Raw genomic sequence first — 14572 nt, 5'->3', positions numbered from 1 at the left:
TTTGTCGGTGCGATAAGCTTTCCTTGAGCACTGTACGAATATACAGCTATCAGGATAAGAATATGTCTAACCACATGAAATCCCTACCCAATCAGCGCCAGGAAATGACCGGAATAGAGCGCCTTGGCTTGCGGGTGTCAGCGATGATCAACCACCCGGTAGCCCAGACGCAGCGCTGGGTGACGGTGCATCGCCTGGATACCGACGGCGATGCCGAGTGGGAAGCGGTGATTGGCCTGCTGGCCGAAACACCCGAACTGGAACTCACCTTCAACGACGACGAGAGCGTGACGGTGCGCTGGGAGCGCGGCAGCGTGGAGGAGCGCGACGACTTTGTCGTCGAGCGGGGCAGCGAGCAGCAGGTGGAGCAAGCGGCGCCTTTCTGAAAGTCAGAAAAAAGCCCGCCGGGTGGCGGGCTTCGCTTTACACAAGGTGTGCGTTCCACACCAGCAGTACCCTGGCCTGGATGTAGGTTTCTTCCCGGCGAATCATGCGGTCCTTGTGCCGCGAGTTGTCGGAGATCATCTCGAAATGGTCTTCGTCGGCAATCTGCAGCCGCTTGATGTAGATGTGGTCGCCCCAGGAGAAGAAGTAGATTCCATCGCCGACGAACTCGCGGATGCTGACGTCCACGATCAGCGGGTCGCGGTGCCTGATGGTCGGTTCCATCGACTGGCCCCAACCGGTCACCATCTTCAGGTGGTGGTGCTCGCTGAACTCCACACCCAGCTCGCGCAGATGGCTTGGGCTGACGCGAACGTCCTTGAACATCTCGGGGTAGTCGTGCGGGATCTGCCCGCCGCCCATGGCCGCCCGGACGTCGTAGTGGGCAATCCATACTTCGTCACCTACCAGGCCTGGCCGGCCAGGTTCGGCCTTCAGCAGCGTCGAGTCTGCCGGTTCCTCGGCGGCGGCCAGCAGCCTTTGCCGGGTTTCCTCGGGGATACCCCGGCCGCTTCTGGCAAGCATCTGTTTGACCAGATCGGCCGCGGAAAGCTTGCTGTCGATGGCTTCGACGGGGGGGGGCGGCTGGTCGCCCGCTGCCATGGCGTCGAACCAGCCCCGTGGCAAACCTTCGATGCCCTCGATTCTGCGGGCCACATCATCGCCCAGGTTTTTCGCTGTCTTGTCCGAAAGGATCTGGCTCAGGTGCGCAGGCGCCATCCCCCAACGCTCTGCGCAGGATCCCTTTCTCTGGCTGCCGATCAGCTTGACCAGGTTGTGCTTGCGAATTTCGTAGATGTCCATGGAACGAAGCATGCCAGTGTTTAGCTTGCTGCTAAATGTGCGCAAAGCTAAATTTCCCTTGTCATGAGATTAGCTGAAGGCTAAATTAAATGTGCAAGCAAGGGAAGCCATCGAGAAGCTGTTCTCCAGGCTTACGACATCACCATCGGTAATGAGGTTTTCATGGATCCGACTGACCTCGGCCCAGGCACCATCACCTGGCTGGGCGGAACAGGCACGGTGTTGCTGGGCGCATTCCTCTGGCTGCGCAAGTGGCTGTCCAGGGATGCCGCTGACCGCGCCATGGACAACGCTGATATTGGCGTGGTCCGGCGCCTGAACGAGCTGCTCGATATCGAGCGTGACGCCCGAAGAGAAGCGCAGGCCAGAGCCGATCAATTTGCCAAGGAGCGCAATGAGCTGGTGGTCACCGTAGGGCGCCTGGAAGGCAAGATCGAAGCGCTGACCAGTCGCGGTGGCCATCCTCCCCGGCAGGTCATCGTTCAGGGCGAGGGGATAGCCCGCCCACGCGGGAAGCAAGGTGAGTGAGGCAGCCCGCAAGACAATTCTGTTCACGCCCATGCGTATGGGCTTTTCTGTAGGGAGACAACATGGCTCGACTGGTTTCTGCCGCTGCCGGCGGCGCGAACGTGCTCGCATTCCTGGACGTGCTGGCGTGGGCCGAAGGTACTTCGACCATCGTTGCCAGTGACGACGGCTACAACGTGCTGGTCGGCGGCCAATTGTTCACGGACTACAGCAGGCACCCGAAGCAGAAGGTGTGGTTGCCCAGCTACGGCATCCACAGCTCTGCGGCGGGGCGCTACCAGATTCTGGCGGGTACCTGGGATGCCATCGTGAGGGCTTATGGCTTCAATGGCCGGTTTACCCCTGAGGCCCAGGACCTGGCGGCAATCAAGTTACTGAACGAGTGCGGCGCGCTGGCACTGATAAAGGCCGGCCGCATTGCCCAGGCGATCGCCAAGGCCGCGCCTGTCTGGGCTAGCCTGCCTGGCGCGGGTTATGGCCAGCGCGAACACGAGATGGCCGCATTGTTGGAGATGTTCATTACCTGCGGCGGTGAGATGCAGGCGTAACGCCCCGGCAAAAAAAAAGACCCGCCAGGTAGGCGGGCCAGAAGGGCGTAGGGAGCAACGCACAACAAATACGGGTCAGGCGACCAAGGTGCCTGGTTGCAACTGCTCGACCAGGGCCTGGGCCGAGGCGAGGGTGGGCATGGGGCCGCTTACGGCTTCGCCGTTGCGCACCAGGTACCAGCACGCCAGCAGGCCCTTCTCACGCAGCGAAGCGGGGACGGCACTGCCGACGACGGACATGATCTGGATAGTGGCCATGTGGACCTCCTGTAAAACATGGCCCTACCTTACGCAGCAGCCGGGGCGGTTTGAAATCAACTTCTTCAATAGTGGTCATTGCTTCTATCAACATTTACCCAGCAGGGTGATTCCGGGAATGTGGCGGTTGAAGCCCTCGCGAGAACACCTCAAGTGTGGGGTCCTACTACCATGACTCCACTCTGCGTCAGCTGAGCACGGGGGAACGGTAAAGGTTGTGTAAGGACGACCAGCGTTTACCTCTGTTACGCTGAACAAACGTTTCAGTCATGACAAAGGAGCAGGTTATGTCGACAATTCCCAGCAGAGATACGGTGCTGTGCATCTCCCTGGCCGGCCGCCCCGGCACCTTCGGTGTGCGCTTCCATAACCACCTGTACCAGCAGCTGGGCCTGGACTTCTACTACAAGGCCATGCGCACCGATGACCTGCCGGCGGCGGTGGCGGGCATCCGTGCTTTGGGGATCCGTGGTTGCGGGGTATCGATGCCGTACAAGGAGGCCTGCATGGCCCTGGTCGACGAGATCGACCCGTCGGCGGCAGCCATCGAGTCGGTCAATACTCTGGTCAATACCGATGGCCACCTGAAAGCCTACAACACCGATTACCTGGCCGTGCGCCAGTTGCTGGCGCAGCACCAGGTCGACCCGGCCACGGCGTTTGCCTTGCGCGGCAGTGGCGGTATGGCCAAGGCGGTAGCCAGTGCCTTGCGTGATGCCGGGTTCGCCGAAGGCATCATCGTTGCGCGCAACGAGCAGGCCGGGCGGCAGCTGGCGGATGTATGTGGTTATCGCTGGGTCCCGGAGCTGGGCGACCTGTGCCCACCCATGCTGGTAAACGTGACGCCGGTCGGTATGGCGGGCGGCCCCGAGGCCGAGGAGCTGGCGTTTTCCGAAAATGCCATCGCCGCAGCGGCGCGGGTGTTCGATGTGGTGGCGATGCCGGAGAACACACCGTTGATCAGACGGGCGCGGGCGCTGGGCAAACCGGTGATCACCGGGCTGGAAGTGATTGCGCTGCAGGCGCTGGAGCAGTTCGTGCTGTACACCGGGGTGCGGCCGACACCGGCGCAGGTGGAGGCGGCGGTGGCATACGCCCGGGATATCTGATTATTCCTGTGCCGGCCCTTTCGCGGGCTCGCCCGCTCCCACAGGTACTGCACAGATTTCAAATTCCCTGTGGGAGCGGGCAAGCCCGCGAAGAGGCCGGCACAGGCATTGACAAGGTCAGAACACCTTGTGCCCTTCATCCAGTTGCTGGTCCACCAGCGCCCGGCCATGGGCCAGCGACACATGCTGTGCGTTCTCAAGGTCGGAGAAGAACTTCATCGGCATCGACATGCGCTTGCTGGTGTGCCCGTCAGGGTCGGTGATCAGGCAGCCGGCGGCATAGGGCAGGGGGGAATCGGGGTGGGGCATCACGCTGGCGGTGATGGTGTGCTTGCGGTATTCACAGTGAAGAGATTGCATCGTCCTTACCTCGCTGTGGCATGTGAAGCAGTTACCTTCATATACCACAGCAAGGGGCCGGGAGTTCCCGGCCCGACGAGCGAGCCGCAAGGAACGCTCAGCCTTTGAGCTCGGTCGGCTGGATGACTTCGACCCAGTAGCCGTCAGGGTCCTTGATGAAGGCCAGGTGGTTCATGCGCCCGTCCTGCAAGCGCTTCTGGAACGGCACATCCAGTGCCTCGAAACGCGCGCAGGCGGCGCGTACGTCCGGTACCGAGACGCAGATGTGGCCAAAGCCGCGCGGGTCGGTGTTGCCATCGTGGTAGGCAAATTCGGCATCGTTTTCGGTGCCGTGGTTGTGGGTCAGCTCCAGCACGCCAGGGATCGATTTCATCCACTGGTGGCGTTCGTGGTCATCGGCAGGGATCTGCGCCGGGTCGACCAGGGCCAGGAAGTACAGGCTGAAGGCAGCTTCGGGGAAGTCGCGCTTGTCCACCAGGCGGAAGCCCAGCACGCGGGTGTAGAAGTCCAGGGACTTCTCGATGTCCTTGACCCGCAGCATGGTGTGGTTGAAGACGAACTGGGCGGTGGCGGCGTCCGGTTGTGCGGTGACGCCAGGCAGGGTTTGCAGATCGTGCAGGCTCATGGGAACTCCTGAGACGGGGCCGGGCGCAGGGCACCGGCAAAACAGACAGGCTGGCCATGATACGGCAGTGCGCCGATTGCGCAAATGAAAGCGCCCTGCACGAGGCAGGGCGCTGGAATTAGAGGCCCGCATGTGCGGGCGCGTGATGGGGTCGCTAGTCCTTTAGCTGTCTCGATACTGAGCCAGCCCTTGTGAAAAAAGTGTGAAGTGCGTGTGGACGTTTCATCAGCGTGCCCAGCTTTCTACCGTGGCGGCCCCATACTGTTCTTTCCAGGCCTTGAGGCCGCGGTGGTTGCCGCCTTTGGTCTCGATCCGCTCACCGGTGTGCGGGTTGGTGTAAACCTTCACCACGCGCGGGCGGCGCTGTTGCTTGGGCGCTGCACTGGTAACCCGGGCCACGGCCTTCGGGTCGAGGATGGCGATGATATCGCGCAGGCTCTTGTCATAGCTCTTCATCAGGCCGACTAGTTTCTGCTCGAATTCGATTTCGCGTTTTAGGCCGGCATCCTTTTTCAACGCTTCCAGTTGCGCCATCTGTTCCTGGAGCGCTTTTTCGGCAGCACGAAACTCTGCAAGTCTGGACACTGTAATCACTCCTGTACGTCGGTCGTGGCAGGGCGTGACGAACATTGAAGAAAAATAAAACGCCGGCCACGCGGGTGGGTTCCGCTGTTCGCTGATATCGAGTGTAGTCATTCGTGGGTACTGGGTAAACTGCAAACTTTTTGTAAGTAAGCCGGGAACTTTCCTAGTTTTGCGTGCGGTATTTGCCCGTTTTTCCGCGGTTGCCTTTTGGCGCGCTTAGACCATGGTCCAATGGCCCGTGCCAGAGCCATTGCGCGATCATCGTCAGATGATGGCCGGCTATTGTTCGGTCCCCTCGCAGTACCGTGGCCAGCACGTGCCACAGGTTGTTTACCCGCCTTGATTCTGGATGTTTTCTCGCATGTTTGCCCCTTTCCCCCGCGCCCCCGGGCGTCGTGTTGCCGGCCTGTTCCTGTTGTGTGCCGGCGTCAGTGCCCAGGCCGCCGGTTTTCTTGAAGACAGCAGTGCCAAGGTCGAAGCACGCAATGTCTATTTCAACCGGGATTTTCGTGACGGCCACAGCAGTTCCAGCCAGGGCGCGTCCAAACGCGAAGAATGGGCACAAGGCTTCATCCTCAATGTTCAGTCGGGTTATACCCAGGGGCCGGTAGGTTTTGGCGTGGATGCGCTGGGCATGTTCGGCTTCAAACTTGACTCCAGCCCGGCGGACAGTAACAGCGGCCTGTTGCCGTCTTCCGGTCACGACCCGCGCCACTCGGCGGACCAGTACGCGAAGATGGGCCTGGCGGCCAAGGCCAAGGTTTCCAGTACCGTGCTCAAATACGGTTCGATGATGCCGGATGTGCCGCTGCTCAAGTACAACGATGGCCGCCTGCTGCCGACCCTGTTCCATGGCGCCATGCTCACCTCCGAAGAAGTGCGCGACCTGAAGTTCACCCTGGCCCGCCTGGACAAGTACACCGCACGGGATTCCACTGATCGCCAGGATATTCGCGTGCACTGCAAGAACAAGCGCTATGCCTGTGATATCGAGGCTGACCACTTTGACCTGGCCGGTGTCGATTACCGTTTCAACGAGCGCTTCAGCGCCCAGTATCAGGTGGCCAGGCTGGAGAACATCTACCGCCAGCATTTCCTCGGCCTGGTGGCCAGCCAGCCATTGGCGCTGGGCAGCCTGTCGGCCGACCTGCGCTTGATAAAAAGCGATGACATCGGCAATGCCCGCGCCGGCGAAATCGACCATCGCGCGTTCAGCGGCATGCTCGGCTACAGCCTGGGTGGTCACAAGTTCAGTGCCGGCTGGCAGCGCATGTATGGCGACAGTGCCATGCCCTATCTGGATGGCACCAACCCGTACCTGGTCAACTATGCCCAGGTCAACGACTTCGCCGCCGCCAAGGAGCGCTCCTGGCAGGTGCGTTACGACTATGACTTCAAGGCTCTGGGCGTGCCCGGCCTGACCTTCTTCACCCGTTACATCAACGGTGACAATATCAAGGTACCGGGCAGTACGGCCGAAGGCAAAGAGTGGGAGCGCGACACCGAGTTCAAGTACCAGGTGCAAAGTGGCACGTTCAAGGACGTCAGCGTGCGCCTGCGTAATTCCACTTACCGCAGCAACTATGAAAGGTGGGCCCGCGATATGGATGAGACGCGGGTCATTGTCAGCTACAACTTCTCCATCTTCTGACGGGGCGCTTTGCCAAATGCCGGCAGCCACCTGACAATGGCTGCGGGTTCCCGCAAAGGGCAGGGCAATGAAAGACCTGTTGTTGATCGGTATCGGCCCGGGTGACCCGCGTCAGGTCACCTACGAGGCGGTTGATGCGCTGCGCCAGGCCAGCGTGTTCTTCGTGCTCTGCAAGGGCAGCGACAAGGACGAACTGGTGCGCCTGCGCCAGGCCATCCTGCAACGCTACCGGCCCGAGGGCGGCTACCGCCTGGTGCAGGTCGCCGATCCTGCCCGCGATGGCCAGTCGGATGACTACCTGGGGGCGGTGCAAGATTGGCACCGGCAGCGTGCGGCGCTGTATGCCCGGCTGATCGAGCAGGAAATTGGCGTTGGCGAAACCGGTGCCTTTCTGCTCTGGGGCGAGCCAACGCTTTACGACAGCACGCTACGCATTCTTGACCTGGTTCGTGAGCGCGGTGTGGCGATGCGGCTGCAGGTCATTCCGGGCATCAGCAGTGTGCAGGCATTGGCAGCGCGTCATCAGGTGCCGCTCAATCGTATCGGTGAACCGTTGATCGTGTTGCCGGGGCGGCGCCTGGCCGAGCAGGGGCAAATCGACAATGTGCTGGTGATGCTCGACGGGCAGTGCGCGTTTGCCCGGCTTGATGACCCGGGGTTGATGATCTACTGGGCCGCGTACCTGGGGACCGCCGATGAGGTGCTGATCGCCGGGCCATTGCAGGCGGTGAAGGCACAGATACTGGAAGTGCGTGAGCGGGAGCGGGCGCGCAAGGGGTGGATCATGGATAGCTACCTGTTGCGCCGGGAGCTGTAGTCAGTTGCAGCTTGTGCCGGCCTCTTCGCGGGCTTGCCCGCTCCCACAGGTATTGCACTGCACTCGGCGCCTGTGGCAAACCTGTGGGAGCGGGCGAGCCCGCGAAGCAGGCGGCGCCGGTTTCAAGGTTTACCCAGGATGGCCTGCACCTTGTCCCGCAGCTGGTCGATACCGAACGGCTTGCCGATCAGGTGCATGCCCTCCGGCACATCGACGCTTTCGGCATAGCCACTGGCGAACAGCACCGGCAGCGCCGGCCGCAGTTCGCGCGCCCTGGCTGCCAGCTCTTCGCCGCGCATGTCTGGCAGCCCCACATCGGTCATCATAAGCGCCAGCTGCTGGTCCGGGTCCTCAAGAATGCATAGCGCTGCGCTGGCATGTTCCGCCTCGATGACCGTATAGCCCAACTCGTCGAGCACTTCGACCATCAGCATGCGTACGATGTCGTCGTCTTCGACTATCAGAAGGTGCATGGTCAGGATCCTGTGCGAATGAATGTCTTTAATCTGTGCTCCGGATGGCAGCAGAAGTTCCCGAGGATACCGGGCCCTGCAATCAGATGGAACGATTGGCGCACGCTACCTTCAAATACTGGCTAAATGCCCTGCCAGACCCGGCAAAGCTGGTTAGACTCGCTTAACAGGACGACGCAGTGGCAGCTACTGACAAAAACCGATTTGCCACTCCTTTCAATGGACTTTTCTAGCTCGGGCGTTTTCACATGATTCAAGCAGCCTCGATGGACCAGCGAAGCTTCCGCAAGCTGTTGAGCCGCAACATCGGCCTCCCCTTGGGGGTAGGTCTGCTGGGGGCCGTGGCCTTCGTCGCGGTTATCAACTACCTGCTTTCGGCCTTGCAGTGGGTCGAGCACACCGACCGGGTGATCGGCAACGCCAACGAAACGGTCAAACTGTCGATCGACATGGAAACCGGCATGCGCGGCTTCCTGATCACCGGCGACGAGCGTTTCCTCGACCCTTACGAGGTGGCCAAGCCGCGCATTATCGACAGCCTGCAGAGCCTGCGCGGCATGGTCGGCGATAACCTGCAACAGGTTGAACGTATCGACCGCCTGATCGCCTTGCAGCAGGCCTGGAATGCCTTTGGTAGCCAGATGATCGAGCTGCGCCGCAGCGAGGGTGATTACCGTGCCCTGGTCGGCAACGGCCGCGGCAAACGCCTGACCGACGAGATCCGCAAGGAGTTCGACAACCTGATCAGCAGCGAACAACAGTTGCGCATGACGCGCAACGAGCGGGTCAACAGTGTGACTGTCACGGTCATGTCGTCCTTCGTGCTGTTCATCGTCGGCCTCAGCGCCTTGCTGGCCTACCTCGGGCGACGCGACCTGCTGGCGCTGTCGGCGAGCTATGACGAAAACCTCAAAGCCCAGCAGCGCGCGGCCGAGCGCCTGGAGCACCAGGCCTGGCTGCGCAACGGGCAGACCCAACTGGCCGAGCAGGTGCTGGGCCAGCTGACCCTGCCCATGCTCGGTGACAATATCCTGCGTTTCTTCGCCAGTTACCTGGGCAGCGTGGTCGGCGCGTTGTACGTGCGTGACGAGCATGGCCGCCTGGTGCGTGTGGCCAGCTATGGCCTGGATGCCGAGGAGCAGGCGCGGGAGCAGGTGCTGGGTGACCACGAGGGCCTGCTGGCCCAGGCCGTGCGCGAAACACGGCTGCTGCGCCTGGAAGACTTGCCCGAGGACTATTTCCACCTCAGCTCCGGCCTGGGCCGAGGCCTGCCGCGCAGTGCACTGCTTATGCCAACGGGCGACGATGGGCAGGTCAATGGTGTGCTCGAGCTGGGCTTCCTGCGGCCGCTGCGGGCGCAGGACGAGGAGATGCTGCAACGGGTCAGTGGCAACCTCGGCATCTCCATCGAAAGTGCCCGCTACCGGCAGCGCCTGCAGGAGGTGCTGGCCGAGACCCAGCAACTGAACGAAGAGCTGCAGGTGCAGCAGGAAGAGCTGAAAACCGCCAACGAGGAGCTGGAAGAGCAATCCCGCGTGCTCAAGGAGTCCCAGGCCCATCTGGAAACCCAGCAGGCAGAACTGGAGCAGACCAACGAGCAGCTGTCCGAGCGCACCGAAGCGCTGGACCGCAAGAACGACGAGCTGCTGCACGCCCAGGACGAACTGCAGGCGCGCGCCGATGAGCTGCAGCGTTCGAGCAAGTACAAGTCCGAGTTCCTTGCCAACATGTCCCACGAACTGCGCACGCCGTTGAACAGTTCGCTGATCCTGGCCAAGCTGCTGGCGGAGAACGGCGAGGGCAACCTCAGCGACGAGCAGGTCAAGTTCGCCGAATCCATCTACTCGGCCGGCAACGATCTGCTTAACCTGATCAACGATATTCTCGACATCGCCAAGGTGGAGGCCGGCAAGCTCGAAGTGCGCCCCGAAAGCACCCAGGTGGAGCGCCTGGTCGAAGGCCTGCGCGGCATGTTCGAGCCGCTGGCCGGGCACAAGGGCCTGGCCTTCGAGGTGACCACCGAGGCGCAGGTGCCGGCCACGCTGTTCACCGACCGCCAGCGCCTGGAGCAGATTCTCAAGAACCTGCTGTCCAACGCCATCAAGTTCACCGAGCGCGGCCAGGTCAGCCTGAACATCAGCTACCAGCCCGACCACGGTATCGTCTTTGCCGTGCGCGATACCGGTATCGGCATTGCTGTCGACCAGCAGGAGGCGATATTCGGTGCCTTCCACCAGGTCGATGGCACCAGCAACCGCCGCTATGGCGGCACCGGCCTGGGGCTGTCCATTTCCCGCGACCTGGCGCACCTGCTGGGCGGGCAGATCAGTGTCGACAGCAGCCCCGGCCAGGGCAGCGTGTTCAGCCTGATCCTGCCGGAGCGCTATGAGCGCGTGGCGCAGGACATCGAGCCGCTCAGCCTGCGCCCGGCGGTCGATACCCTGCCACCCGCGCCGCAGGTGCCGGCGGCGGCAACGCCGAAACGGCCGCAGCCGGCGTTTGCCGATGACCGCGAGCAAGCACCGTTCGGCAACCGCTGCATCCTGGTGATCGAGGACGAACCGAACTTTGCCCGCATCCTCTTCGACCTGGCCCACGAGCTGGGTTACAGCTGCCTGGTGGCGCAGGGCGCCGACGAGGGCTTCGAGCTGGCCGCCCAGTACATCCCCGATGCCATCCTGCTGGACATGCGCCTGCCCGACCATTCCGGCCTGACCGTGCTGCAGCGCCTGAAGGAACAGGCCAATACCCGGCATATACCGGTGCATATCATTTCCGTGGAAGACCGGGTCGAGGCGGCCATGCACATGGGCGCCGTCGGTTATGCGGTCAAGCCCACCAGCCGCGAAGAGCTCAAGGAAGTGTTCGCTCGCCTGGAAGCCAAGCTCACCCAGAAGCTCAAGCATATCCTGCTGGTGGAGGATGACGACCTGCAGCGCGAAAGCATCGCCCGCCTGATCGGCGACGACGATGTCGAGATCACCGCCGTGGCCATGGCCCAGGATGCCCTGGCGTTGCTGCGCGAGAACATCTACGACTGCATGATCATCGACCTCAAGCTGCCGGACATGCTCGGCAACGAGCTGCTCAAGCGCATGACCGGGGAAGACATCCGTGCCTTCCCGCCAGTGATCGTGTACACCGGGCGCAACCTGACCCGCGAAGAAGAGGCCGACCTGCTCAAGTACTCGCGCTCTATCATCATCAAGGGCGCCCGCTCGCCGGAGCGCCTGCTCGACGAAGTGACGCTGTTCCTGCACAAGGTCGAGTCGCAGCTGTCCAACGAACGCCAGCGCATGCTCAAGACCGCGCGTAGCCGCGACAAGGTATTCGAAGGGCGCAAGGTGTTGCTGGTGGACGACGATGTGCGCAACATCTTTGCCCTGACCAGCGCGCTGGAGCACAAGGGCGCGATCGTCGAAATCGGCCGCAACGGCCGCGAGGCCATCGAGCGCCTGGAGCAGCATGACGACATCGACCTGGTGCTGATGGACGTGATGATGCCGGAGATGGATGGCTTCGAGGCCACCCGGTTGATCCGCCAGCAACCGCGCTGGCGCAAGTTGCCGATCATTGCCGTGACCGCCAAGGCGATGAAGGATGACCAGCAGCGTTGCCTGCAGGCTGGCGCCAACGATTATCTGGCCAAGCCGATCGACCTGGACCGCCTGTTCTCGCTGATCCGTGTGTGGCTGCCGCAACTGGAGCGAATTTGACTAGCGAACGTAACACCGACATCGAAATCCGCTTGCTGATCGAGGCCATCTACCTCAAGTACAGCTACGATTTCCGCAACTATTCCGGCGCGTCGATCAAGCGCCGGATCCTGCATGCGCTGCGCCAGTTCGACTGCCTCACGGTGTCGGCGCTGCAGGAGCGCGTGCTGCACGACCCCGGCATGTTCATGCAGTTGCTGCAGTACCTGACGATCCCGGTCAGCGAGATGTTCCGCGACCCAGGGCATTACGTGGCGCTGCGCAACGAGGTGGTACCGCTGCTGCGCACCTGGCCGTCGATCAAGGTGTGGATTGCCGGCTGCAGCACGGGCGAGGAGGTGTATTCGATGGCCATCCTGCTGCGCGAAGAAGGCCTGCTGGAGCGCACCATCATCTACGCCACCGACATCAACCCGCATTCGCTGGACAAGGCCAAGCAGGGCATCTACTCGATGCAGAGCATGCGCGAATACGCCGAAAACTATCGCCTCGCCGGTGGCCGGCGGGACTTTGCCGAGTACTACACGGCGGCCTACGGCAACGCCATCATGGACAGCACCCTGCGCGACAACGTGACCTTCGCCGACCATAGCCTGGCCACCGACAGCGTGTTTTCCGAAACCCAGCTGGTGTCGTGCCGCAACGTGCTCATCTATTTCAACAAGGAGCTGCAGGATCGTGCCCTGGGCCTGTTCCACGAGTCCCTGTGCCACCGCGGCTTCCTGGTGCTGGGCAGCAAGGAATCGGTGGATTTTTCCGCTTACAGCGAGCGCTTCGAGTCGCTGGTCAAGCCCGAACGGATCTACCGCAAGTCATGAAAGGCGTGCACGCGATGGTGATCGGCGCCTCGGCGGGCGGTGTGACGGCGCTGTTCAGCGTGCTGGGCGCGTTGCCGGCCGGCTTCGCCATTCCGGTGATATGCGTACTGCACCTGCCGGACGACCGCCACAGCCAGCTGGCCGAGGTGCTGCAGCGCCGCCTGCGACGGCCGGTGTGCGAGGCCCGTGACAAGCAGCCGCTGCGCGCCGGGCAGATCTACGTGGCCGGGCCCGGTTACCACCTGTCGGTGGAGCGTGACCTGACCCTGTCGTTGAGCCAGGAGCCGCCGGTGCATTTTTCCCGGCCGGCGATTGACTACCTGTTCATGTCGGCGGCCGATGCCTACGGTGCCGGCCTGCTGGGCATGCTGCTCACCGGGGCCAATGAGGATGGCGCCGAAGGCCTGGCCTATATCAAGCACAATGGGGGCCGGACCGTGGTCCAGGACCCTTGCGACGCACAGGTGGCGCTGATGCCGGAGGCCGCCCTGGCCCTGCACCAGCCCGACCATATTCTTTCTCTGAGCGGCATCGAGCGATTGCTCGCGGCCCTGGAACCCAGCGCATGCTAAGCCACACCATCGCCAAACTGCTGATCGTCGACGACCTGCCAGAAAACCTGCTGGCCCTCGACGCCCTGATCCAGGGCCAAGACCGCGAGGTGCACCAGGCCCAGTCAGCCGAGGCAGCGTTGTCGCTGTTGCTCGAGCACGAGTTCGCCCTGGCCATCCTCGATGTGCAGATGCCGGGCATGAACGGTTTCGAACTGGCCGAGCTGATGCGCGGCACGGAAAAGACCCGCAACATTCCCATCGTGTTCGTCACGGCCGCCGGACGCGAGATGAACTACGCGTTCAAGGGCTATGAAAGCGGCGCGGTGGACTTTCTGCACAAGCCGCTCGACACCCTGGCGGTGAAGAGCAAGGTATCGGTGTTCGTCGATCTGTACCGCCAGCGCAAGGTGCTCGACCGCCAGTTGCAGGCCCTGGAGCGCAGCCGCCAGGAGCAGGAACTGCTGCTGGCCCAGCTGCAAACGGCACGCAGCGAACTGGAGCATGCCGTGCGCATGCGCGATGACTTCATGTCCATCGTGTCTCACGAAGTGCGCACCCCGCTCAATGGCCTGATCCTGGAAACCCAGTTGCGCAAGCTGCACCTGGCGCGCGGCAACCTGGACGCCTTCAGCGGCGACAAGCTGCAGGCCATGGTCGAGCGCGACGAGCGGCAGATCAACAGCCTGATCCGCCTGGTCGAAGACATGCTCGATGTATCGCGCATCCGCACCGGCAAACTGTCGCTGCGGCCCAAGGCGTTCGACCTGAGCCTGCTGGTGCGTGGCCTGGTGGAGAACTTCGCTGCCCAGGCCAGCGCACTGGACACCTGTATCGAGTTGCAACGCTGCGAGCCGCTGCAGGGCGAGTGGGACGAGTTTCGCATCGAGCAGGTGCTGGCCAACCTGTTGTCCAATGCCTTGCGTTATGGTGAGCGCAAACCGGTGCAGGTGCGGGTGTTCGAGCAGGACGGCCTGGCCTGCGTGCAGGTGCAGGACCATGGCATCGGTATCGGCGTGGCCAACCAGCAGCGCATCTTCCAGCAGTTCGAGCGGGTCGCCACCCAGCAGGCCAGTGGTGGGTTGGGCCTGGGGCTGTACATATCGGAGCAGATCGTCCAGGCACACGGCGGGCGCATACTGGTGGAGAGTGAAGAGGGCAAAGGCGCCACCTTCACCTTGCAATTGCCACTGGCAACCTGCGAACAACAAAACGACCAGGCACGGGCAACCTCTGCATGAGCCTGGGGTCTGATGGCCAGTTGTAAGTATTTCAAGGCGTTGAC

The 14572-nt window shown here is 62.3% G+C and carries 16 protein-coding genes; 10 read left to right on the top strand and 6 right to left on the bottom strand.

The features are described 5' to 3' along the window. Positions 1–62 precede the first annotated feature (62 nt). The gene (locus CAF70_RS09725) at positions 63–386 is read left to right on the top strand and encodes a DUF1654 domain-containing protein (RefSeq protein WP_085624422.1); all 324 of its coding nucleotides are present in this window, start codon (positions 63–65) and stop codon (positions 384–386) included. Positions 387–423: 37 nt separating this feature from the next. Here CAF70_RS09725 and CAF70_RS09720 read toward each other — a convergent pair whose 3' ends face one another. After that, positions 424–1248 (bottom strand): S24 family peptidase, encoded by an 825-nt coding sequence (locus CAF70_RS09720; RefSeq protein ID WP_085624420.1) that lies wholly within the window; start codon positions 1246–1248, stop codon positions 424–426. Between the two features lie 162 nt (positions 1249–1410). Here CAF70_RS09720 and CAF70_RS09715 point away from each other — a divergent pair, with 162 nt between their 5' ends. Together CAF70_RS09715 and CAF70_RS09710 are read left to right on the top strand one after the other, a co-directional pair. After that, positions 1411–1776, top strand: coding sequence for a chemotaxis protein (locus CAF70_RS09715; RefSeq protein WP_085624418.1), 366 nt, complete (start codon positions 1411–1413; stop codon positions 1774–1776). Positions 1777–1838: 62 nt separating this feature from the next. Next, positions 1839–2324 (top strand): glycoside hydrolase family protein, encoded by a 486-nt coding sequence (locus tag CAF70_RS09710; RefSeq protein WP_085624416.1) that lies wholly within the window; start codon positions 1839–1841, stop codon positions 2322–2324. Between the two features lie 75 nt (positions 2325–2399). Here CAF70_RS09710 and CAF70_RS09705 read toward each other — a convergent pair whose 3' ends face one another. Next, positions 2400–2582 (bottom strand): hypothetical protein, encoded by a 183-nt coding sequence (locus tag CAF70_RS09705; RefSeq protein ID WP_085624414.1) that lies wholly within the window; start codon positions 2580–2582, stop codon positions 2400–2402. A 287-nt stretch (positions 2583–2869) separates the two neighbouring features. Between CAF70_RS09705 and CAF70_RS09700 the strand changes: the two genes are divergently transcribed. Further along, positions 2870–3691, top strand: coding sequence for a shikimate 5-dehydrogenase (locus CAF70_RS09700; RefSeq protein WP_085624411.1), 822 nt, complete (start codon positions 2870–2872; stop codon positions 3689–3691). Between the two features lie 117 nt (positions 3692–3808). Here the strand turns inward: CAF70_RS09700 and CAF70_RS09695 are convergent, their stop codons facing one another. The 3 genes from CAF70_RS09695 to CAF70_RS09685 all read right to left on the bottom strand — a co-directional run bounded on the left by CAF70_RS09695 (position 3809) and on the right by CAF70_RS09685 (position 5261). Next, entirely contained in the window at positions 3809–4051 is a 243-nt protein-coding gene (locus CAF70_RS09695) for a hypothetical protein (RefSeq protein ID WP_063914904.1), read from the bottom strand. Between the two features lie 97 nt (positions 4052–4148). Further along, positions 4149–4676, bottom strand: a complete 528-nt coding sequence (gene gloA / locus CAF70_RS09690; protein WP_085624409.1) for a lactoylglutathione lyase — start codon at positions 4674–4676, stop codon at positions 4149–4151. Positions 4677–4901: 225 nt separating this feature from the next. After that, a complete protein-coding gene (locus CAF70_RS09685) occupies positions 4902–5261 on the bottom strand; it encodes a histone-like nucleoid-structuring protein, MvaT/MvaU family (protein WP_085624407.1) in 360 nt (119 codons plus the stop codon). 361 nt (positions 5262–5622) lie between these two features. Here CAF70_RS09685 and CAF70_RS09680 point away from each other — a divergent pair, with 361 nt between their 5' ends. Both CAF70_RS09680 and cobF read left to right on the top strand, forming a co-directional pair. Further along, positions 5623–6912 carry an OprD family porin gene (locus CAF70_RS09680; protein WP_085624405.1) on the top strand — a complete coding sequence of 430 codons (1290 nt, stop codon included), beginning with the start codon at positions 5623–5625 and terminating at the stop codon, positions 6910–6912. 67 nt (positions 6913–6979) lie between these two features. Next, on the top strand, positions 6980–7729 hold the full coding sequence (cobF, locus tag CAF70_RS09675; RefSeq protein ID WP_085624403.1) for a precorrin-6A synthase (deacetylating): 750 nt from the start codon (positions 6980–6982) through the stop codon (positions 7727–7729). Positions 7730–7851: 122 nt separating this feature from the next. On the opposite strand, the gene CAF70_RS09670 is transcribed toward cobF, so the two are convergent. Further along, entirely contained in the window at positions 7852–8202 is a 351-nt protein-coding gene (locus tag CAF70_RS09670; protein ID WP_085624401.1) for a response regulator, read from the bottom strand. Between the two features lie 248 nt (positions 8203–8450). Here CAF70_RS09670 and CAF70_RS09665 point away from each other — a divergent pair, with 248 nt between their 5' ends. The 4 genes from CAF70_RS09665 to CAF70_RS09650 are packed head-to-tail and all read left to right on the top strand — an operon-like array spanning position 8451 to position 14528. Next, positions 8451–11918, top strand: coding sequence for a response regulator (locus tag CAF70_RS09665; protein WP_085624399.1), 3468 nt, complete (start codon positions 8451–8453; stop codon positions 11916–11918). Then, on the top strand, positions 11915–12736 hold the full coding sequence (locus CAF70_RS09660; RefSeq protein WP_085624397.1) for a protein-glutamate O-methyltransferase CheR: 822 nt from the start codon (positions 11915–11917) through the stop codon (positions 12734–12736). Before CAF70_RS09665 ends, CAF70_RS09660 begins: the two co-directional genes overlap by 4 nt. Continuing rightward, complete coding sequence (locus CAF70_RS09655) at positions 12733–13308, top strand: chemotaxis protein CheB (RefSeq protein ID WP_085624395.1); 576 nt, start codon at positions 12733–12735, stop codon at positions 13306–13308. Before CAF70_RS09660 ends, CAF70_RS09655 begins: the two co-directional genes overlap by 4 nt. Beyond that, entirely contained in the window at positions 13302–14528 is a 1227-nt protein-coding gene (locus CAF70_RS09650) for a hybrid sensor histidine kinase/response regulator (RefSeq protein ID WP_085624393.1), read from the top strand. Before CAF70_RS09655 ends, CAF70_RS09650 begins: the two co-directional genes overlap by 7 nt. The last annotated feature ends 44 nt before the right edge of the window (positions 14529–14572 follow it).

This window comes from Pseudomonas sp. B19(2017) (assembly GCF_002113165.1).
Taxonomy (GTDB): domain Bacteria; phylum Pseudomonadota; class Gammaproteobacteria; order Pseudomonadales; family Pseudomonadaceae; genus Aquipseudomonas.
Note: the sequence above shows the minus strand (reverse complement) of the source record. Positions and strands in the feature narration are given on the sequence as shown.